16 protein-coding genes are annotated in these 19,056 nt (G+C 69.0%); 7 read left to right on the top strand and 9 right to left on the bottom strand.

Annotated elements, in window-relative coordinates; genetic code table 11:
• Position 1: 1 nt before the first annotated feature.
• Positions 2-895 carry a ribosome small subunit-dependent GTPase A gene (gene rsgA, locus GH681_RS05545; protein ID WP_153160428.1) on the bottom strand — a complete coding sequence of 298 codons (894 nt, stop codon included), beginning with the start codon at positions 893-895 and terminating at the stop codon, positions 2-4.
• The gene (locus GH681_RS05540; protein ID WP_153160427.1) at positions 892-2,145 is read right to left on the bottom strand and encodes a M48 family metallopeptidase; all 1,254 of its coding nucleotides are present in this window, start codon (positions 2,143-2,145) and stop codon (positions 892-894) included. Before GH681_RS05540 ends, rsgA begins: the two co-directional genes overlap by 4 nt.
• A 129-nt stretch (positions 2,146-2,274) precedes the next feature.
• Here GH681_RS05540 and orn point away from each other — a divergent pair, with 129 nt between their 5' ends.
• The 3 genes from orn to rnk all read left to right on the top strand — a co-directional run bounded on the left by orn (position 2,275) and on the right by rnk (position 3,515).
• Entirely contained in the window at positions 2,275-2,820 is a 546-nt protein-coding gene (gene orn / locus GH681_RS05535) for an oligoribonuclease (protein ID WP_153160426.1), read from the top strand.
• Positions 2,821-2,822: 2 nt separating this feature from the next.
• Positions 2,823-2,966 (top strand): hypothetical protein, encoded by a 144-nt coding sequence (locus GH681_RS05530; RefSeq protein ID WP_153160425.1) that lies wholly within the window; start codon positions 2,823-2,825, stop codon positions 2,964-2,966.
• 171 nt (positions 2,967-3,137) lie between these two features.
• Positions 3,138-3,515: a nucleoside diphosphate kinase regulator gene (gene rnk, locus GH681_RS05525; protein ID WP_153160424.1), complete on the top strand. Its 378-nt coding sequence runs from the start codon at positions 3,138-3,140 to the stop codon at positions 3,513-3,515.
• A gap of 91 nt (positions 3,516-3,606) precedes the next feature.
• Here the strand turns inward: rnk and GH681_RS05520 are convergent, their stop codons facing one another.
• Positions 3,607-4,407, bottom strand: a complete 801-nt coding sequence (locus tag GH681_RS05520) for a sulfite exporter TauE/SafE family protein (protein WP_153160423.1) — start codon at positions 4,405-4,407, stop codon at positions 3,607-3,609.
• 94 nt (positions 4,408-4,501) lie between these two features.
• Between GH681_RS05520 and GH681_RS05515 the strand changes: the two genes are divergently transcribed.
• A complete protein-coding gene (locus GH681_RS05515) occupies positions 4,502-5,428 on the top strand; it encodes a LysR family transcriptional regulator (RefSeq protein WP_153160422.1) in 927 nt (308 codons plus the stop codon).
• A 239-nt stretch (positions 5,429-5,667) separates the two neighbouring features.
• Here the strand turns inward: GH681_RS05515 and GH681_RS05510 are convergent, their stop codons facing one another.
• Together GH681_RS05510 and GH681_RS05505 are read right to left on the bottom strand one after the other, a co-directional pair.
• Positions 5,668-6,303 carry a 3'-5' exonuclease gene (locus GH681_RS05510; RefSeq protein ID WP_153160421.1) on the bottom strand — a complete coding sequence of 212 codons (636 nt, stop codon included), beginning with the start codon at positions 6,301-6,303 and terminating at the stop codon, positions 5,668-5,670.
• A 2-nt stretch (positions 6,304-6,305) separates the two neighbouring features.
• Entirely contained in the window at positions 6,306-8,216 is a 1,911-nt protein-coding gene (locus GH681_RS05505) for a DUF294 nucleotidyltransferase-like domain-containing protein (RefSeq protein WP_153160420.1), read from the bottom strand.
• A gap of 159 nt (positions 8,217-8,375) precedes the next feature.
• Between GH681_RS05505 and GH681_RS05500 the strand changes: the two genes are divergently transcribed.
• Positions 8,376-9,053, top strand: coding sequence for an alpha/beta hydrolase (locus GH681_RS05500; RefSeq protein WP_153160419.1), 678 nt, complete (start codon positions 8,376-8,378; stop codon positions 9,051-9,053).
• A gap of 3 nt (positions 9,054-9,056) precedes the next feature.
• Here GH681_RS05500 and GH681_RS05495 read toward each other — a convergent pair whose 3' ends face one another.
• Together GH681_RS05495 and GH681_RS05490 are read right to left on the bottom strand one after the other, a co-directional pair.
• Positions 9,057-9,506 carry a MaoC family dehydratase gene (locus GH681_RS05495; protein WP_153160418.1) on the bottom strand — a complete coding sequence of 150 codons (450 nt, stop codon included), beginning with the start codon at positions 9,504-9,506 and terminating at the stop codon, positions 9,057-9,059.
• A 54-nt stretch (positions 9,507-9,560) separates the two neighbouring features.
• The gene (locus GH681_RS05490; RefSeq protein WP_228111788.1) at positions 9,561-10,463 is read right to left on the bottom strand and encodes a LysR family transcriptional regulator; all 903 of its coding nucleotides are present in this window, start codon (positions 10,461-10,463) and stop codon (positions 9,561-9,563) included.
• 126 nt (positions 10,464-10,589) lie between these two features.
• Between GH681_RS05490 and GH681_RS05485 the strand changes: the two genes are divergently transcribed.
• A complete protein-coding gene (locus tag GH681_RS05485; protein ID WP_153160417.1) occupies positions 10,590-12,110 on the top strand; it encodes an acetyl-CoA hydrolase/transferase family protein in 1,521 nt (506 codons plus the stop codon).
• 631 nt (positions 12,111-12,741) lie between these two features.
• Here the strand turns inward: GH681_RS05485 and selD are convergent.
• A complete protein-coding gene (gene selD, locus GH681_RS05480; RefSeq protein ID WP_153160416.1) occupies positions 12,742-13,791 on the bottom strand; it encodes a selenide, water dikinase SelD in 1,050 nt (349 codons plus the stop codon).
• A gap of 43 nt (positions 13,792-13,834) precedes the next feature.
• On the opposite strand from selD, the gene mnmH reads away from it, so the two are divergent.
• Positions 13,835-14,890, top strand: coding sequence for a tRNA 2-selenouridine(34) synthase MnmH (gene mnmH, locus GH681_RS05475; protein ID WP_153160415.1), 1,056 nt, complete (start codon positions 13,835-13,837; stop codon positions 14,888-14,890).
• A 6-nt stretch (positions 14,891-14,896) separates the two neighbouring features.
• On the opposite strand, the gene GH681_RS05470 is transcribed toward mnmH, so the two are convergent.
• A complete protein-coding gene (locus tag GH681_RS05470; RefSeq protein ID WP_194271141.1) occupies positions 14,897-19,048 on the bottom strand; it encodes a PAS domain S-box protein in 4,152 nt (1,383 codons plus the stop codon).
• Between the last annotated feature and the right edge of the window lie 8 nt (positions 19,049-19,056).

Below are 19,056 nucleotides of genomic sequence, written 5' to 3'. Positions count from 1 at the left end.
CTTACCAGCCCTGGGCCTGGCGCCGGGCGCTCTCGCACTCGGCGCGGAACTCCAGAAACTGCCTCAGCCGGTGGTCGTTGATCTTGCCGGCCTCGGCCGCCTCGCGCAGGGCGCAGCCCGGCTCGGTGTCGTGGCGGCAATCGCGGAAACGGCACTGCCCCGAATACGGGCGGAATTCCGGAAAGCTCGCCTCGAGCGCTTCGGAGCTCAGATGGACCAGCCCGAAGGTCTGCATCCCCGGGCTGTCGATGATGCCGCCGCCTTCGGGCAGCGGATACAGCCGGGCGAAGGTGGTGGTGTGCTTGCCGGTATCCAGCACTTCCGAGATCTCCCGCGTCTCGGCCCGGGCTTCCGGGATCAGGGCGTTGGTGAGGGTCGATTTACCCATCCCCGACTGCCCCACCAGCAGGCTGGTCTCGCCGATAAGGCGGGCCCGCAGCGCCTCCACGTCATCCAGCGCGGATAGCTCCAGCACCGGGTAGCCCAGCGCCGCAAAGGTCGCAAGGCGCGCCCGGGCGTCGGCCAGCCCGGCGGGCAGGTCGGTCTTGTTGAGGACGATCAGCACCTTCACGTGCTGGTCTTCGGCGGCGCACACGCAGCGCGACACAAACTCATCCGAAAAGCTCGGCTCGGTGGCCACCACCATCACCACCTGGGTGGCGTTGGCGGCGATCAGCTTCTGGCGCCAGGCGTCCGAGCGGTAGAGCAGGCTGGTGCGCTCGATCAGCTTGTCGATGACGCCCTGGCCGGGGCCGGTGCCGGCCACCTGAACCCGGTCGCCACAGGCGAACACGCTCTTCTTGCCCCGGGGCACGCACAGCAGGATTTCGCCGTCGTCGGTCTTCACTTCGTACTGGCGCCCGAAGGCGGCGATGAGGGTGCCGGTGGTTTTCAACGGGCAAGTTCCTGCAGACGGGCGATGCGGATCGCCGCGGGGGGGTGGGAGTCGTACACGCTGGAATACACCGGGTCGGGAGTGAGCGTGGAGGCGTTGTCCCGGTAGAGCTTGACCAGCGCGCTCACCAGCTCGGCGGCCGGTGCGTGGCTGGCGGCGTAGGCGTCGGCCTCGAACTCGTGCTTGCGGGACCAGCGGCTCATCAGCGGGGTGAGGGGAAAGGTGAACACCGGCAGCACCAGCGCAAACAGCACCAGGGTCGGCGCGGTGCCGCTGGCCTGCATCCCCAGCCCTTCAAAGAACCACGCCTGCCCGGCCAGATGGCCCAGCAGCGCGAAGAAGGCCAGGCTGCCGGCGCCAATCACCGCGAGGCGCTTCCAGATGTGGTGATGGTGATAATGGCCGAGCTCGTGGGCCAGCACCGCCTCGACCTCGGCCGGGGCGAGCTTGTCGAGCAGGGTGTCGAAGAACACGATGCGCTTGGAGGCGCCAAAGCCGGTGAAGTAGGCATTGCCGTGGGCCGAGCGCTTGGAGCCGTCCATCACGAACAGGCCCGACAGGCGGAAGCCGCAGCGGGTGAGGAGCGCCTCGATGCGGGTTTTCAGGGCGCCGTCGTCCAGGGGCTTGAACTTGTTGAACAGCGGCGCGATGAAGGTCGGGTAGATCAGCATCACCAGCAGGTTGAACACCAGCCAGAACGCCCACACGTAAAACCACCACAGGCTGCCCATGGCCGTCATCAGCCACAGCACGAAGGCGATCAGCGGCAGGCCGATGACGGCCGACAGGGCCGCGCCCTTGAGCGTGTCGGCCACGAACAGCCCCGGCGTGAGCCGGTTGAAACCGAAGCGCGCCTCCAGCCCGAAGCTGCGGTAGATGGTCAGCGGCAGGTCCACCAGCCACGACAGCACCGCCACCAGCGCGACGAAGGCCACGCCGTGGGCCAGCCCGCCGGCCTCGAAGAAGCGCCCGGCCAGATCATGCAGCGCCTGCAGCCCGCCCCCTACCGTGAGCACCACCATCAACGCCGCCGAGATGAGCAGATCCACCACCCCCAGGCGCACCCGCGCCACGGTGTAATCGGCCGCCTTGGTGTGGGCATCCGGGGTGATGCGGGCCGCGAACGGCGCCGGCACCGCGCCCCGGTGGGCGGCCACGTGGCGCATCTGGCGCGTGGCCAGCCACAGGCGCACGAGCAGGCCGGCGCCGAGGGCAAAAAGGAACAGGGCGGAAAAGCTGCTGGCGTTCATCAGGCAAAAACGGGTGTCGGAAGTGGGGTTGCAAGCCGGGCTCGGCGGGGAGGGCAGAGGGCCTGCAAGGCAGTGGAAATCGGCGGGCAGGGCGTAGAATCGCGCCTTTACCAAAAAAGCGAGCCGATTATGGCACAGGACCAGAATCACCTCATCTGGCTGGACATGGAAATGACCGGCCTCGAACCCGACAGCGACCGCATCATCGAAATGGCGATGGTCGTCACCAACAGCAACCTCGACGTGGTGGCCGAAGGCCCGGTGATCGCCGTGCATCAATCCGACGCGGTGCTTGATGGCATGGACGAGTGGAACAAGAACACCCACGGCCGCTCCGGCCTCATCGAGCGGGTCAAGGCCTCCACCATCAGCGAAGCCGAGGCCGAAGCCACCTACCTTGAGTTCATGAAGCAGTACGTGCCCTCGCGCACCACCCCCATGTGCGGCAACTCCATCGGCCAGGACCGCCGCTTCATGGCCCGCTACATGCCCACCCTGGAAGGCTACTTCCACTACCGCAACCTGGATGTCTCCACCCTCAAGGAGCTCTGCCGCCGCTGGCGCCCGGATGTTTACAAGGGCCTCGAGAAGAAGGGTGCCCACAAGGCCCTGGACGACATCCTCGAATCCATCGCCGAACTGCGCTACTACCGCGAACACTTCCTGAAGGTGTGAGCGTGGACCGGGACGCCCTGCGTGCCTGGTGGCTGCGCAACCGCCGCCGGGTCATCGGCCTTCTGCTTGTCTGCGCGTTCTTCTTTCTGCTCGGGCGTTTCAGCCAGAACACCGTGTCGCCCCTGATGTGCAAGATCTACGGTTGAGGAACCGTCCGCGCCCGGCGTGGTCTGTCTTATCGGACTGACCGTGAAGGGGCGAACATCCCGCCCCGACGGCTGGTTTCCTGGTGGTCGAATCGCCCCGCGACGATTCGGCCATTTTCTTTGGCGCGTCTATCCACGACGTGCCGGCCACCATCCGTAAGAGGAAGCCTCATGAAACCCGAGATCACCATCACCGCCTGCGACCTGGACCGCCTCGAAATGCTGCTCGCCATGCCGCCGAACCGCGGCCGCAGCGATCTGGACGGCCTGCGCGACGAGCTCGCCCGGGCCACCGTCGTCGACACCGCCCCCGACCACCTCATCACCCTCAGCCGCCGCGCCCGCTTCCGCGAGGAAACCTCCGGCCGCGAATACGAACTCACCCTCGCCTGGCCCCACGAAGCCAGCGCCGCCGAAGGCAAGGTCTCGATCTTCTCGCCCGCCGGCAGCGCGCTGCTCGGCCTCTCTATCGGCCAGCAGATCGACTGGCAGACCCCCGAAGGCCACGCCATCCGCCTCACCGTCCTGGCCGTCTCGCCGGCCGGTTGAAGCCCGCTGAGCTGCCCAGCGCAGACCCATCCATGGGCCGCCTTTTTGCGGCCCACCTTCTGCCCGTAGCCCCACGCTGTCGCTCCTCGCGTCAGCCTAGGAGCTGCTCGATCAGCGCCGCACCTTTTGCCCGAGCCACGAGCGCCAGCCCGGAGGCGATCAGCAGCCCGTTGAGCACCCGCCGGAAGCCCTCGACCGACAGGCGCTTGTCCACCAGCCCGGCGAGCCGGTTGCCCAGATGGGTGGCGGGCAGCAGGACGAGCGCGGTGAGCAGCAGCGGGCCGTCGATGAGGCCGGTGGCGGCGCACAGGGCGACGCGCCACAGGGTGGAGATGGACACCAGCACGGCCTGGGTGGTGCGAAAGGCGTTGCGGTCGGGCAGGCGGGGCTGGAGGTAGGCGGCATAGACGAAGCCGCCACTGCCGAACAGCCCGCCCAGCACCCCACCGCCGATGCCCCAGGCCCAGGCGGCGCCGGCTGGCGGCTGGGTGCGGGGGGCGCTGCTGCGCAGGCTCCAGGCGCCGTAGGCCATCACGAAACCGCCGAGCAGGGCGGCCATCAGTGGTACCGGCAGCACGCTGAGCAGCGCCACCCCGATGGCCTGGCCGACGGCCATGCCGGGCACGAGGCGCAGCAGGGCGGGGCGGTCCACCTGACGGCGCAGGGCGTGGCCCCGCTGGATCGCGCTGGTGGCGTCCAGCAGGGCCAGCAGCGGCACGATGCGCGTCACGGGCATGGCCCAGGCGAGGGGCGTGGAGGCGATGAGGCCAGTGCCGAAGCCGACCAGCGAGAAGATGGCGTAGGCCACCGTGAGCACAGCGAACACGCCGAGCAGCGTGAGGGGGCTGGTGTTGAGCAGGGCGTCGAGGGTGAGCAGCGGCGTGGCAGGCATGGGGGCGATCCGGTGTTGAACGACACCCCGAGTGTGGCGATGGTCGTGCTATAACGCCAATATCGAATCAATCGCTTATCTATTACATTAAAGAATGATTAGCTTCAGGCAGATCCGTTATTTCCTGGCCGTGGCGGAGGCCGGCAATTTCTCTCTGGCGGCGGCCGGGCTGTTTGTGGCGCAGCCGGCCCTGAGCCGGCAGATCGCCGCGCTGGAGGAGGAGCTGGGGGTGACGCTCTTCGTGCGCGAGGCGCGGGGCGTGCGTCTCACGCCGGGGGGCGAGCTGTTCCGGGCGCGGGTGGCGGGGATGGATGCGGAGCTGGCCAGCGCGGCGGACGACACCCGGGCGCTGGCGCGGGGCGAGGCGGGCGTGCTGCGCCTGCTCCATTCGAGCTCGGTGCCGCTGGCGGGGCCGCTGCTGGCAGCCCTCGGGCGCTTCCATCGGGATGTGCCCGCAGCGCGGGTGGATCTGGATCGGGTGGCCTCCGAAACCCAGGTGGCCGAGGTGGCGGCGGGCCGGGCTGACGTGGGGGTGGCGCGGCTGCCGGTGTTGCGGCGCGATCCGGAGGTGGCGTTCGTGCCGCTGCCGGATGAGCGGCTGCTGGTGGCGGTGCCGGCCGGGCATCGCTTCGAAGGTCGGCCGGCGCTGCAGCTGGCCGATCTGGCCTGTGAGGCCTTCGTGTCGGCGGTGCATCGGGAGCGGGGCGGGTTGGCGCGGCGGGTGACGGATCTGTGCCTCGCGCGGGGCTTTGTGCCGCGGATGGCGCCGGTGATCTCCCGCAAGACGTCGATGCTGACCCTGGTGGGGGCGGGCTTCGGGGTGGCGGTGATCCCGGCTGGGATGGCCGGGCTGGCGGGCGGCGGAGTGCGGCTGGTGTCGCTGGCCGACGAGGATGCGACAGCGGCGGCGGCGATCCTGCTGCCGCGCCAGCCGTCACCGCTGGCGGCGCGGTTTGCCGAGATCTGCCGGGCGACGTGGGCCGCCGGCGAGGCGCGCACCCCCGATGTGGGGAATCCGTAGGTCGGGCTTCGGTCTGCCATCCGGTGTTGCATTTGGAGCGCGCGGTGTCGGACTGAAGTCCGACCTACAGGTTGGGCCCGGATGGCCGCGTCTCCGTGGATTGATGCATGCCGTTGTAGGTCGGACTTTAGTCCGACATCTGGTGCCGCATTTGGAGCGTGTGGTGTCGGACTGAAGTCCGACCTGCAGGTTGGGTTCGGACGGCTGCGTTGGGGTGGCGGCAGGGGCTACAAAAGCGGTCAGCTCCCCCGCAGCCACTTGCGGCTGCTCTGGGTTTCCAGCAGATCCCGCGGGGTGGCGAGGCCTTGTACGCCGGCGCCGGCCAGGGCGACCTGATGCAGCTGGGCCACGGCGCAGGCTTCGAGGAGGGCGCTGCGCTGGTCGAGGCGTTCGATGCCGAAGGCGGCCAGCCACACGTCCATGCGGGCAAGGCCGGCGCTGCGCTCGGGGTAGAGGCTGGGCATCAGCACCATCAGGTCGATCCAGTCGAGCTCGGGCACGCTGCCCAGGTGTTGTTCGAGCGCCCGTTCGACGATGCCCTGGTTGAACGGTGCGTTGAAGACCACCACCGGCGCGCGGGCGATGAAGCGGAGCAGGGCGACGAGGGCTTCGGCCGGGTTGCTGCCGAGCTGGGCGTAGAAGGCGTCGCCCGGGCGCAGCAGGCCCTGGTTGATCGCCACTGCGCCGACGCCGGAGAGGCGTTGCCCGCCGCTGCCGTCGGCGGCGACTTCGGCATTGACGATGACGTAGCGGGTTTCGTAGTGGGCGCGGGTGAGCTCGGGGGCGGGCAGGGCCGCCACGGCGTCGAGCTCGCCCTGCAGGGCGGGGCTGACGGCCGGGCCGCCGCCGGGCAGGAATCGGGAGAGCCAGTTCATGGTCAGATTTGGTAGTCCAGCTTGAGTCGGAGTTGGATCTTGCGGGCCTGGCGGAAGGCTTCCTTGAGGATGCGCCGGTCGAGCTCGTTGAGGTCGTCGGGCTTGACGCGGTTGTCGCCCGGGGCGCCGTGGTCGGTGTCGAGGTGCTGGTGGCGCAGGCGCAGGAGCTGGATGAAGTGGAAACCGTCGGCCATCGCTGAGAGCTCTTCGGCGGGCATGCCGATGCGGCTGCCGCCCTGGCGCAGGCGCTGGGCGGTGCTGGTGGCCTCGACGCCGGTGCGCAGCGCGAGCACCCGGGCAGCATCCACGAAGAGGCGGGCGCCAAACTTCTTGAGGTCGATGGTGCCGGGGTGCTTGGGGTCGTCGTCGGTGACGAAATCGCGGATCTTGCCCAGCGGCGGCGACACATCCAGCGCGTTGGTGGCCATCGCCTTGAGGAAGGCGGGGTGGCCGCCGGTCATGGAGAGCAGCCAGTGGCGCAGCTTGTGGGCGACCTTCTCGTCGCCGTAGAGCACCCGGAAATCAAAGAAGATGGTGGCGTTGAGGAGGGCTTCGGGGTGGGGTTCGCGGATCCACTGGCCGAACTTCTCGCGCCATTCGTCGAAGGTGAGGCACAGCTCGGGGTTGCTGGCCATGATGTTGCCCTCGCACAGCGGGAAGCCGCAGGTGGCAAGGTCGTTGTTCACATCCTTGGCAAACTCGAGCAGGCGCAGCTTGAGGGGTTCCTTGTCGGCCCATTCGGGCAGCACGTAGATGATCCCGTTGTCCTGGTCGGTGGAGAGGGTCTGCTCATGGCGGCCTTCGGAGCCGAAGGCGAGCCAGGCGTATTCGACCCCGTGCAGGTCGTGGCGGTCGAGGTTGAGTTCGAGGATGCGGCGGGTGAGGGCGTCGTTGAGGGCCGAGATGAACTGGGTGAGCTGCTCGGCGCCGATGCCCTGGGCGAGCAGGTTGAGGGCCAGCTGGCGGATGTCGCGGCTGGCGCGCTGCAGGGCCTGCACGTCGGCGGCGCTCTCGATGCCGGCGCGGATCTGGCGCAGGCCGATGCGCTGCAGGGCGAAGAGGTCGCGCTCGGAGATCACACCCTTGAGCTTGTCTTCGGCATCCACCACCAGGATGTGGCGCACGCCGTGGGTGGCCATCTCGAGGGCGGCGTCGTAGGCGCTGGCGTTGGCGTGGAGGGTGTGGGGCGGGGTGGTCATCACGTCGGCGATGGGCCGGGTGAGATCGAAGCCGGTGAGCACGATGCGCTTGAGGATGTCGCTCTGGGTGAGCACGCCGACGGGCTTCTCGTCTTCGCCGGCCACGGCCAGGCAGCCGACGCCGGCCTCGGCCATCTTCTCGAGCGCGCCACGGGTGGCCACATCGGGGCTGACGAAGATCGGCGCCTTCTTGACCAGATTGGCGAGCGACGTGGTCATCGTCTGCTGTTCGGCGGCGCGCTGGGAGAACTGGGCCTGGAGCTGCTCCCGCGACTGGCTCATCAGGCTGGCGATGTAGCGGGTGCAGAAGATCTGGAAGCTGGGCGAGAGCTCCTGGAGGCGCAGGAAATCGGCGGCCGGGAGCTGGAAACAGTAGCTGTCTTCGACGGCGATGTAGCTGTTGGTGGAGCGGCGCTCGGCCGAGATCGCCCCGATCGGGAAGCCTTCGCCGGGGCCCAGGGTGAGGGTGGCGTATTCGGTGACGGCGACGCCGCCCATCTGGCGCGCCTGCACCTTGCCGCGATAGACGATGTAGAAGAAGCGCGGCGGGCCGTCTTCGGGCATCAGGATTTCGGATTCCGCCGGGTAGAAGGCGGTGGCCAGCCGTTCACCGAGAAAGCGCAGGGCTTCCGCCTCCATCCGGTCGAAGGGCGCGTGACGGCGCAGGAACTCCAGGTTGGTTCGGATCAGGGTGTCGGCGGCGGTGTTTTCCATGGGCTCTGCGCGGCGTCGGGTAAAGCTTGCAAATTTACTCCGCCAATGCCCGGGCGTCATGATCTGGCGCAAAAAAATGCGTCCTCCGCGCTGGGGGCCGTGGGGCGGTGTGACATCTGCCGCAGTTAGAATCGGGGAATCACTTTTTCAGGAATCGCCATGAGCGCCAATCTTCTGCCCGCCGTCGAGATCACCACCGCCCCGACGCCCACCCATGCGGTCATCTGGATGCACGGGCTGGGGGCCGACGGCCACGATTTCGAGCCGGTGGTCGATGAACTCGACATCGACCGCCTGCCGCCGACGCGCTTCGTGTTTCCCCACGCGCCCCAGCGGCCGGTGACGATCAACGGCGGCTACATCATGCGGGCCTGGTACGACATCCTGTCGCAGGATTTCAGCGGCCGGCGCGAGGATGCCGCCGGTGTGATCGAATCGGCCGCGCAGGTCGAGGCGCTGATCGCCCGCGAGAACGCCCGCGGCATTCCCGACAGCCGCATCGTGCTGGCGGGTTTTTCGCAAGGCGGGGCGATCGCGCTGCACACGGCGCTGCGCCACTCCAACCGGCTGGCCGGCGTGCTGGCGCTGTCCACCTATCTGCCGCTGGCCGACACCCTGGCGGGCGAGGCCAGCGAGGCCAACCGCGATGTGCCGATCTTCATGGCCCACGGCGTTGCCGATCCGGTGATCCCCCACGACTTTGCCCGGCATTCGGCCGATCAGCTCACCGCTGCCGGCTATCCGTTGGCCTGGAAGAGCTATCGCATGGAGCACAGCCTGTGCTTGGAGGAAGTGCGCGACATCGAGGACTGGCTGGCCACCGTGCTGGCGGCCTGAGGCTTATGCGGGGCGGCGCTTGAGCAGGTTGTTGCCGATGAACGAGAGCACCGTCTCGCCGCGCTGGTTGACCGCCGTGTAGCGCATGCGGGCGATGCCCCGGTCGGGCTTGGACGACGACGGGCGCACCTCGAGCACCTCGACCACGCTGTGCAGGGTGTCGCCCGGGCGCACCGGCGCCAGCCAGCGCAGCTCGTCGAGGCCCGGCGAGCCGATGCTCGACTGGGCGAAGATGCCGTTCTGGATGAACAGCCGGAAGCACACCGCAATGGTGTGGAAGCCGCTGGCGATCAGCCCGCCGTAGGGCGAATCCGCCGCGGCGTTGGCGTCGAGATGGAAGGACTGCGGGTCGAACTGGAAGGCGAAGTCGATGATGGCCGCTTCGGTGAAGGTGAAGCCGCCGCTCACGAAGCGGTCGCCGGGGGTGAGGTCGTCGAGGTAGCGGGTGTCCATGGGCTGTCTCCGGTAGTGTGGGCGTTGTAGGCCGGATGGTAACGCGACCGCCCCTCAGCCGGTCGCCAGCAGGTTCTCCTCGCACACTGCCAGCCACGCCTGGGCGGCCCGGGACATGTAGCCGCCGGGCTTCCAGATCACCGCCACGTGCCAGTCGAGCCGGGGTTCGGCGAGGGGGCGGACGGCCAGTTCGGCGCCCAGGTTGAGGCGGGCCAGCAGCGGGGCGGGGATGAGCGTGGTGCCAAGCCCGGCGGCGGCCAGCGCGATGAGGAAATCCCACTGGCCGCTCTGGGCCGCAATGCGGGCCTCGAAGCCTGACGCGGCGGTGACCTCTCGCACCCGCCGGGTGAGCGAGAAATCGTCGCCGGGCAGGAGCAGCGGGGTGTCGCGCAGGGCCTCCAGGGGCACCTGCGCGTGATGCGTCCAGCTCGCCTGCAGCGGTCCCACCACATGGAGCGGGTAGTGGCCGACGCTGCGGGACGCGAGCCCGAGGCCGGGCTCGGTGGGCAGCAGGGTGGCGCCCACCTCCAGCTCGCCGGCCGTCACCTGCTGCTCGATCAGCTGCCCGCCCAGCTCCCGCAGGTGCAGGGCGAGGGCGGGATAGCGGGCCCGGAAGGCCTTCACCGCCGGGGCAAAGAGCAGGTTCACCATCGGCGGAATGCCCACCGTCAGCTCGCCGCGGGTCAGGTCGGCCAGATCGGCCACCTCGCGGGTGAGGTTGTGCATCACGCCCAGGGCTTCCTGCCCGCGCTCCAGCACCACCCGGCCCACGTCGGTGAGGTGGAGCTGGCGGCCGTCGCGGATCAGCAGCGGCTGGCCGATCTCGTCCTCCAGCTGGCGGATCATCTTGCTCACCGTGGATTGGGTGACGTTGAGGCGCTCGGCGGCAAGGGTGAAGCTCTGCTGGCGGACGGTCTCGACGAAGTAGCGGAGGGCGCGCAGGTCCATTCTGGTCATGAAAAAAACGACTGGATAGCAGGATTTTAAGTCATAGCGTGACTGGCGATGCGCCCCTATACTCCGCCGCGATCCCGTCCGAACGAGGCGGGGCCCCCCGAAAATCGAGGACCGGAGAAAACAGCAATGCCCATGGACCGTATTCGCCTTGCCCGCCTGCGGGATCGCATCATGTCGCCGGAGGCCGCCGCCGCGCTGTTTGCCGACGGGATGACCGTCGGGATGAGCGGCTTCACCCGCGCCGGCGACTGCAAGGCGGTGCCCTTTGCGCTGGCCGAGCGGGCCGCGAACGAGCACCTGCAGATCACCCTGATGACCGGCGCGTCCCTGGGCAACGACATCGACAAGGTGCTGACCGACGCCAACGTGATCAGCCGCCGCATCCCCTTCCAGTCCGACCCGACCCTGCGCCGCAAGATCAACGCCGGCGAGGTGATGTTCATCGACCAGCACTTGTCTGAAACCGTCGAGCAGCTGCGCTCCGGCCAGATCGCGCCGGTGGACATCGCGGTGGTCGAGGCCACTGCCATCACCGAGAACGGCGGCATCGTGCCGACCACCTCGGTGGGCAACTCGGCGAGCTTTGCGGTGCTTGCCAAGAAGATCATCGTCGAGATCAACCTGACGATGCCCCACGGCCTCGAAGGCCTGCACGACATCTACATCCCCACCTACCGCCCGCACCGCCTGCCGATTCCGCTGATCTCGCCGGAGCAGCGCATCGGCCTGCCGTTCATCCCCGTTGACCCGGAGAAGATCGTCGCCATCGTCATCACCGAGAAGGCCGACAGCCCGTCCAACGTGCTGCCGCCGGACGACGACACCAAGGCCATCGCCGGCCATCTCAATGACTTCCTGGCCCACGAGGTGAAGGCCGGCCGCCTGTCGCCCAGCCTCCAGCCCCTGCAGGCCGGCATTGGCACCATCGCCAACGCGGTGCTCCACGGCATGCTGGATTCGCCCTTCCGCGACCTGAAGATGTATTCCGAGGTGCTGCAGGATTCCACCGTCGAGCTGCTCGACGACGGCCGCCTGAGTTTTGCGTCGGCTTCGTCGATCACCCTGTCGAAGCACACCTACGAGCGCGTGCTGGGCAACATCGAGCACTACAAGTCGCGCCTGGTGCTGCGCCCGCAGGAGATCAGCAACCACCCGGAGGTGATCCGCCGGCTCGGCCTCATCACCATCAACACCGCGCTGGAGTGCGACATCTACGGCAACGTGAACTCCACCCACGTGGGCGGCACCCACATGATGAACGGCATCGGCGGTTCGGGCGACTTCGCCCGCAATGCCCACCTGTCGGTGTTCGTCACCAAGTCCATCGCCAAGGGCGGGGCGATCTCCAGCATCGTGCCGATGGTGCCCCACGTGGATCACACCGAGCACGACACCGACATCATCGTCACCGAGCACGGCCTGGCCGACCTGCGTGGCCTCGCCCCCCGCGAGCGCGCCCACCAGATCATCGACCACTGCACCGATCCGCTCTACCGGGACATGCTGCGGGATTACTACCAGCGCGCCTGCCGCCGGGGCGGCCACACTCCGCAGCTGCTGCGCGAGGCCTTTGCCTGGCACCTGCGCGCCGAAGAGAATGGCTCGATGCTCGAAAGCAAACCCGAAGCCCTCTGCGAACCGGCCTAAGCCCGAAGACCGGCCAAGCCGGCGACCCTCAACCCCAACCAGACCTGCCGGTGCGTGCGCAGGCCGCGCGCCGGCGGCTCCCCTTCGAAAGTGCCCTTCGATGCGGAGTCGTGCCTTACTGCCTGCGTCTCCCTGAAAGCCACCCGCGTTCCGCTACTCCTCCCGGCGGAACGCGGTGCTGGTTTGCGTTCTTCCTTCCGCAGCACTCCTGATCTGATCCCGACCCCCTGGACGCAGGCCTGAGCTTTGGCCGCAAGCTGATCCGCTCGTTGTTCCGGGCTCGGCCCTCTGCGCGCCCACTTCAAAGCTCGTGCCGCAAGGCCTCGAGCCGCGACCCCAAGGCAAATTGCGTTGCCCGCAAGGCTTGGCGCTTTGCATCTTCAAGTTATCTGCCTTGCGCGCAAAGCCTGTTGCCTTGGCCGTAAGGCTTTCTGCTCGACGCCCAAGGCCCGCAGCGTTGCGATCGAGGCTTTCTGCTTCGGTCGCAAGGCTTTGAAGCTCGCCCCCCAAAGCAAAAAGCCTTGCGGGCAAGGCTTTTTGCAATGACGGCAGTGTCGGACTGAAGTCCGACCTACAAGAAAACTGCGGGTTTGCAGGGCGAAGCCCCGCCGATCACCCCGCGGCCGGCTGCTCAGCCGGTGATGCGCACCTCGGCGGGGCCGCTGTGGATGCGGCCGATCACTGCCGCATCGCCAAAGCCGCCGGCGCGGAAGGTCTCCAGCACGGTGTCGGCGCTGGCGGCGTCGCAGGCCACCAGCAGGCCGCCGCTGGTCTGGGCGTCGGCCAGCACGCTGCGCTGCCATTCGGCCACGCCCTCGTCAAAGCGCACCGCGTCGCCGCAGCTGGCCAGGTTGCGGGCGATGGCGCCGGGGCCGATGCCCTGTTTCGCAAAAGGCACGGCGGCCGGCATCATCGGCACGTCGGCCACCTGCACCGTGGCCCCCAGGCTGGCGCCGCGGCACACCTCCAGCAGATGGCCCAGCAGGCCAAAGCCGGTGACGTCGGTGAGCGCATGCACGCCGGGCAGCTTGGCAAGCGCCGGGCCCACGGTGTTGAGCTTGGTGGTGGTGGCGATCATCTGGGCGTAGCCGTCGGCATCCAGCACGCCCTTCTTCATGGCCGAGCCGAGGATGCCCACGCCCAGGGGCTTGCCGAGGATCAGCACGTCGCCGTCCTTCGCATCGCGATTGCGCTTGATCACATCCGGGTGGGCGATGCCCAGGGCCACGAGGCCGTAGATGGGCTCGGGCGAATCGATGCTGTGGCCGCCGGCAACCGGGATGCCGGCCTGGGCGCACACGCTGGCGCCGCCTTCAAGGATGCGGCCGATGGCGTCCAGCGGCAGTTTGTTCACCGGCATGCCGACGATGGCCAGCGCCATGATCGGTGTGCCGCCCATGGCGTAGACGTCGGAGAGGGCGTTGGTGGCGGCGATGCGGCCGAAGTCGAAGGGGTCGTCGACGATCGGCATGAAGAAGTCGGTGGTGGCGATCAGCGCCTGCTCGTCGTTGAGGCGCCACACCGCAGCGTCGTCGGCGGTCTCGGTGCCCACCATCAGGTTGGCGAAGGGCTGGGCCGCCGGCATGTGGGCGAGCATCTCGGAGAGCACGGCGGGGGCGATCTTACAGCCGCATCCGCCACCGTGAGACAATTCGGTCAGTCGCAGGGGCGCTTCAGTCATGGCGTTTTTTGGTTCCAGTTGATTCATCAGGTTCATTCTTCTCGTGTCTTCCCAGCCAGATTATCTTTCCGCGAGCCTCGACCGGCTCGACAGCTTCGATTCGATCGTCGATGTACGCTCGCCCGCCGAGTTCGCCGAGGATCATATCCCCGGCGCCATCAACTGTCCGGTGCTCGACGATGAGGAGCGGGCGCGGGTGGGCACGCTGTACAAGCAGGTGTCGCCCTTCGAGGCCCGCAAGCTGGGGGCGGCGCTGGTGTCGCGCAACATCGCCCGCGCCATCGAGACGCATTTTCTCAGCAAGCCGAAGGGCTGGAAACCGCTGATCTACTGCTGGCGCGGCGGCCAGCGCAGCGGGGCGATGACCATCGTGCTGCGTCAGGTGGGCTGGGCGGCCCAGCGGCTCGAAGGCGGCTACAAGGTTTTCCGCCAGCGGGTGCTCGACGACCTCGAAACCCTGCCGGCAGGCCTGGCTTTCCGGGTGCTGTGCGGGCCCACCGGCAGCGCCAAGACGGCGCTGCTGGGGGCACTGGCCGAAGCGGGCGAGCAGGTGCTGGATCTGGAAGGCCTGGCCAGCCACCGGGGGTCGGTGCTCGGCGGCGAGGCGAGCACGCCCCAGCCGGGGCAGAAGGCCTTCGAGACGCGCCTGTGGTCGGTGCTGCGCGGGGTCGATCCGGCGCGGCCGGTGTGGACCGAATCCGAGAGCCGGCGCATCGGCCGCCTGCACGTGCCCGGTGCGCTCTTCGAATGCCTGCGCAGCGCCGACTGCGTACGCATCGACGCGCCGCTGGCGGCCCGGGTGGAGCATCTGCTGGCGCGTTACACCGATCTCATCGCCGATCCGGCGGATTTCTGCAGCAAGCTCGACCGGCTGGTGCCCCAGCACGGCCACGAGCAGGTGGCGGCCTGGAAGGCGCTGGTCGAGGCGAAGGCCTGGCCGCAGCTGGCCGCCGAGCTGGTCACCCGGCATTACGACCCGGCCTATCGCCGCGGCGGCGAGGGGCTGTACCGGCGCCTGGCCGAGGGGCAGACGCTGGCCGTGCCGAGCCTGGATGCCGCCACGCTGGCCGAGGTGGCCCGGGGGCTCGCCGGGCGCTGAGCGCCCTCAGGCGTGTTCCGGTCTTTCGATCTCGGCGGCGGTGTCGGCGATGGCGGCCTTAAGGCCGGCAGCCAGGGTCAGGGCTTCGGGCCGGCCGTCGCGGGCGGCGTGCTCGGTCTGGCGGGCGAGCTCGGCGAGGCGTGAGGCCATGATGTTGGCGGCCGAGCTCTTGAGGGCGTGGGCCACCTCGACGATCCGGCGCAGATCGCCGGCGGCGATGGCTTCGTCCAGCCCGGCCTGCCGTTCGGCGGCGGTGCCGGCAAAGATCCCCAGCAGGCGCGCAACGAACTCGGGCCGCCCCGGATAACGGGCGGCGAGGGCGGCGCGGTCGATCATCGGATCAGGCGCCGGGGCCGGCGGCTTGCCGACGTGGCGGAGGAGGGTCTCCACGAGGATGTCGAGATCGAGGGGTTTGGCGATGTGGGCGACCATGCCGGCCTCGAGGCATCTGGCGCGCTCCTCGGCCAGGGCGTGGGCGGTCTGGCCGATCACCGGCAGGCCCGGCGCCAGCTCGGCGATCCGGCGGGTGGCTTCGTAGCCGTCCATCTCGGGCATCTGGATGTCCATCAGCACCACCTGGAAGGCATCGGCGCCGTGGCTCGCAACCGCATCCACCGCCTGGCGGCCGTTATCCACCATGGTCAGGATGGCGCCTTCGGAGAGCAGCATGTCCTCGAGCACCATCTGGTTGACCTCGTTGTCCTCGGCGGCGAGCACGCGGATGCCGGCGAGGCGTTCGGGCTGCGCGGCGTTGTCGGCGGCGGGCGGCGCGGGCAGGGCCGGGCGCGGGGCGGGGATGTAGGGCACGCGGACCTCGAACACGCTGCCCTGGCCTTCGGTGCTGGTGGCGCTGATGGTGCCGCCCAGAAGATCGACGATGCGCTTGGTGATCGCCAGCCCCAGCCCGGTGCCGCCGAAGCGGCGGGTGGTGGAGCTGTCGGCCTGCTCGAAGGCGTTGAAGAGCTGGGCGAGCTGGGCCTCGGCGATGCCGATGCCGGTGTCGGCGATGCGGAACACCAGGCTGTCGCCATCAAGGGCGGCGCTGAGCGAGACCTCGCCCTTCTCGGTGAACTTGAGGCCGTTGGAGAGCAGGTTGGTGAGGATCTGGCCCAGGCGCAGGGGGTCGGCGAGGCAGCTTTCGGGCAGGTCGGGCGCCCGCACGAGGCGCAGGGCAAGGCCGCGGCTCTCGGCCCGTTCGTCGAAGGCGGTGGTGATGGTCTCGAGCAGGGCCGGCAGGTCCACGGGGACGGCTTCGATGTGGAGCTTGCCGGCTTCGATCTTCGAGAAGTCGAGGATGTCATTGACCACGCCCAGCAGCAGCTTGCCCGAATCGAGGATGTGGGCGAAGGCGCTGCGTTGCTGGGGGTCGGTGCTGTCGCGGTAGCCGATGTGGGCGAAGCCGAGGATGCCGTTGAGCGGGGTGCGGATCTCGTGGCTCATGTTGGCGAGGAACTCGCTCTTCACCCGGGCCAGCCGCTCGGCGGCGAGGCGGGCCTGCTCGCGTTCTTCTTCGAGGGCGCGCCGTTCGGTCGCGTCCATGAAGCTGACCACCGCGCCGACGATGCGGCCGTCGCGGACCATCGGGTGGGTGGAGTAGATCACCGGCACCGGGTGGCCGTCGGTGTGCCAGTAGACCTCGTCGGTGATGGTCATTCCCTCGCCGTGCTGGAGGGCCTGGTTGGTGGGGCAGTTGATGGCGGGGTAGGGGCTGCCGTTCGGGTGGCTGTGGTGGATCAGTGCGTGGATATGGGTGCCGATGACGGCTTCCTGGTCGAGCCCGAGCATCCGGCAGGCCGACGGGTTGATGAAGGTGACGCGGCCGTGGTTGTCGACGCCATACACGCCGTCGGCGGTGGATTCGAGGATCAGCCGCAGGTTGGCTTCGGAGCTGGAGAGCTGCGCGGCGCGTTCGGCAACCAGTCTTTCGAGGTGCTGCTGGTGCTGCTGGAGCTCGTCCTCGAGGGCCCGGCGGCCGGTGACGTCGCGGCATACGCCGAAGACCCGGTCGATCCGGCCGTCGTCGTCGAACACCGCGCTGGCCCAGTCGGCCACCCAGATGTAACTGCCGTCACGCTTGCGCAGGCGGTATTCGACGGCGTAGTCAGGGGTGTCGGGGGTGAGGCCGGCGAGGGCGTTGGCGATGCCCTCCTGATCTTCTGGGTGGACCAGGGCGAGGTAGTGCTGGCCCGTGCCTTCGGTGTCGAGGCCCCAGGCGCGGGGAACGTCGCCGCTGCGATGCACGCGGTCGGTGGATGGCACGTATTCGTAGGCGCCCATGTTGGCGGCGTGGAGCGCCAGCCGCATGCGCTTCTCGCCGGCTTCCTGGGCGGCTGCCGAGAGGGCGCTGGCGATGCCGATGGCGGCGGTGTGGGTGGCCACGTCCACGATCTTTTCGGCCGCAGCGACGTCGATGCCGACGTCGGTGTTGAGGACGGCGAAGGTGCCCAGCAGGCGCCCGCCGGCGTCGAGGATCGGGGTGGACCAGATGGCCTGGAGCCCGGCGTCGAGGGCCGCCGCGTGGAGCGCCGACCAGCGCGCATCGGTGCGGATGTCGTCGAGGAGCACGGCGTCGTGGAGGAAGCTGGCGCTGGTGCCGGCGTTCCGGTTGAGGCCGATGGGCAGGCCATCCACGGCACGGTTGAAGGTGTCGGGCAGGCTGGGGGCGGCGCCGTGGCGCAGGGTGCCGGTGCTGGCGTCGAAGAGCAGGACGGTGCAGCGCAGGCCGCCGGCCTGGGCTTCGACGCCGCGCACCAGTTCGTCGAGCACGCGGGGCAGCGGGGCGCCGCTGGCGATCATCTCGAGGACATGGTTCTGGGCCGCCTGCAGGCCCGTGGCCCGCCGGCTTTCGGCCACGTCGTGGGCCACGCAGAGGTAGCCGGACGCGCCGTTGCGGCCGCTGGCGAGGGGGGTGATGATCTGGGAAACCTGGATCGGGCTGCCGTTCTTGCGGCGGTAGGATCGTTCGGTGCGTCCGGCGCGGGCCTGGCGGGCCAGGGGGGCTTCCGCCGGCGAGGTGTCGGGGTCGGCGGGGGGCGGGTCGGACTGGAGTTCGTCGAGGCGGCACTTGCCGACGACTTCATGGGCCGGGTAGCCGAAGAGGTTCTCGGCGCCCTGGTTGAACAGGGTGATCAGGCCCCGGTGGTCGGTGGCGATGATCGCCACCTCCGAGGCCGCGTCGAGCACCCCGCCCAGCAGCCGGTTGGTGCTCGCCAGCCGGCGGTAGAACAGGCTGACCGACAGCAGGGCGAGGGCGACCAGCACCGCCGCAGCAAGGGCGCGCCATTGCCAGGCTTCCAGCACGCTGGCCCGGGAGATGCCGACGACCACGTAGAGGGGAAAGTGCTCCAGGCGCTGGAAGCTTACGATGCGCTGCACGCCGTCGTACTGGCCGGTGCTCTGCACCGAGCCCGAGACGGCGCCGGCTGCGATCTGCCGGTGGGCCGGGTGGTCGGGGTCGATCTTGTTGATGATGCCGGGGCTGTAGGGGTGGCTGGCGACGATCTTGCTGGAATCCACGCGCCGGACGGCGGCCGCGCCTTCGGGGCCGAGCTGGGCGTCGGCCAGCAGGCGCTCGAAGTAGGCGAGGTCGAGGGGCGTGCTGACCACGCCGAGAAAGCGCCCCTGGGCGTCGCGGATGCCCCGCAGCAGCACGATGGCGTTGCGGTTGGTGGTGCGCGAGACGACCACATCCGAGATGACCAGCCCGCTCGCCGGGTTGTCGCGGGCAGCCTGGAAATGGGCGCGGTCGGCCACGTTCACCTGCCGGTTGGCGGCGGCGCTGTCGGTGGTGAGGATCTGCTCGCCGGCGGCGTTGAAGATGCGCACGCTGTTGAGCTGGGGAATGCGCGAGAGGTACAGGCGCAGGCGGCGCGATTCTTCGCGCCAGGCAGCGTCGAGGGCGGCGCGGTCGGCCATGTGGGGCGCGACGATGGCTGCCGTCTCGGCCAGCAGCATGTCGGCGGTGTTGAGGGTGGTGTCGAGGGCAAAGGCGTTGACCCGGGCGATGCCGCTCGAGGTGGTTTCAGCCTTGGTGATCGTGTCGTGATAGCTGGACCACGACAGGTAGGCGAGGACCAGTGCGGTGGTCAGCAGGGCGGCAAGCTGCCCCCAGTACGCCAGCCGCAGGGGGCGCTTCTCGATCTGACTGAAATCTCCCACCACGCCCT

It is taken from the genome of Zoogloea sp. 1C4 (genome assembly GCF_009469605.1).
Taxonomy (GTDB): Bacteria; Pseudomonadota; Gammaproteobacteria; order Burkholderiales; family Rhodocyclaceae; genus Zoogloea; species Zoogloea oryzae.
The sequence above is the reverse complement of the archived record's forward strand: the minus strand, read 5'-3'. Positions and strand labels throughout refer to the sequence as shown.

Coding starts and splice junctions, on each gene's coding strand:
- GH681_RS05540 (WP_153160427.1), bottom strand. CDS start 2,145: ATGAACGCCAGCAGCTTTTCCGCCCTGTTCCTTTTTGCCCTCGGCGCC.
- orn (WP_153160426.1), top strand. CDS start 2,275: ATGGCACAGGACCAGAATCACCTCATCTGGCTGGACATGGAAATGACC.
- rnk (WP_153160424.1), top strand. CDS start 3,138: ATGAAACCCGAGATCACCATCACCGCCTGCGACCTGGACCGCCTCGAA.
- GH681_RS05520 (WP_153160423.1), bottom strand. CDS start 4,407: ATGCCTGCCACGCCGCTGCTCACCCTCGACGCCCTGCTCAACACCAGC.
- GH681_RS05515 (WP_153160422.1), top strand. CDS start 4,502: ATGATTAGCTTCAGGCAGATCCGTTATTTCCTGGCCGTGGCGGAGGCC.
- GH681_RS05510 (WP_153160421.1), bottom strand. CDS start 6,303: ATGAACTGGCTCTCCCGATTCCTGCCCGGCGGCGGCCCGGCCGTCAGC.
- GH681_RS05505 (WP_153160420.1), bottom strand. CDS start 8,216: ATGGAAAACACCGCCGCCGACACCCTGATCCGAACCAACCTGGAGTTC.
- GH681_RS05500 (WP_153160419.1), top strand. CDS start 8,376: ATGAGCGCCAATCTTCTGCCCGCCGTCGAGATCACCACCGCCCCGACG.
- GH681_RS05495 (WP_153160418.1), bottom strand. CDS start 9,506: ATGGACACCCGCTACCTCGACGACCTCACCCCCGGCGACCGCTTCGTG.
- GH681_RS05490 (WP_228111788.1), bottom strand. CDS start 10,463: ATGACCAGAATGGACCTGCGCGCCCTCCGCTACTTCGTCGAGACCGTC.
- GH681_RS05485 (WP_153160417.1), top strand. CDS start 10,590: ATGCCCATGGACCGTATTCGCCTTGCCCGCCTGCGGGATCGCATCATG.
- selD (WP_153160416.1), bottom strand. CDS start 13,791: ATGACTGAAGCGCCCCTGCGACTGACCGAATTGTCTCACGGTGGCGGA.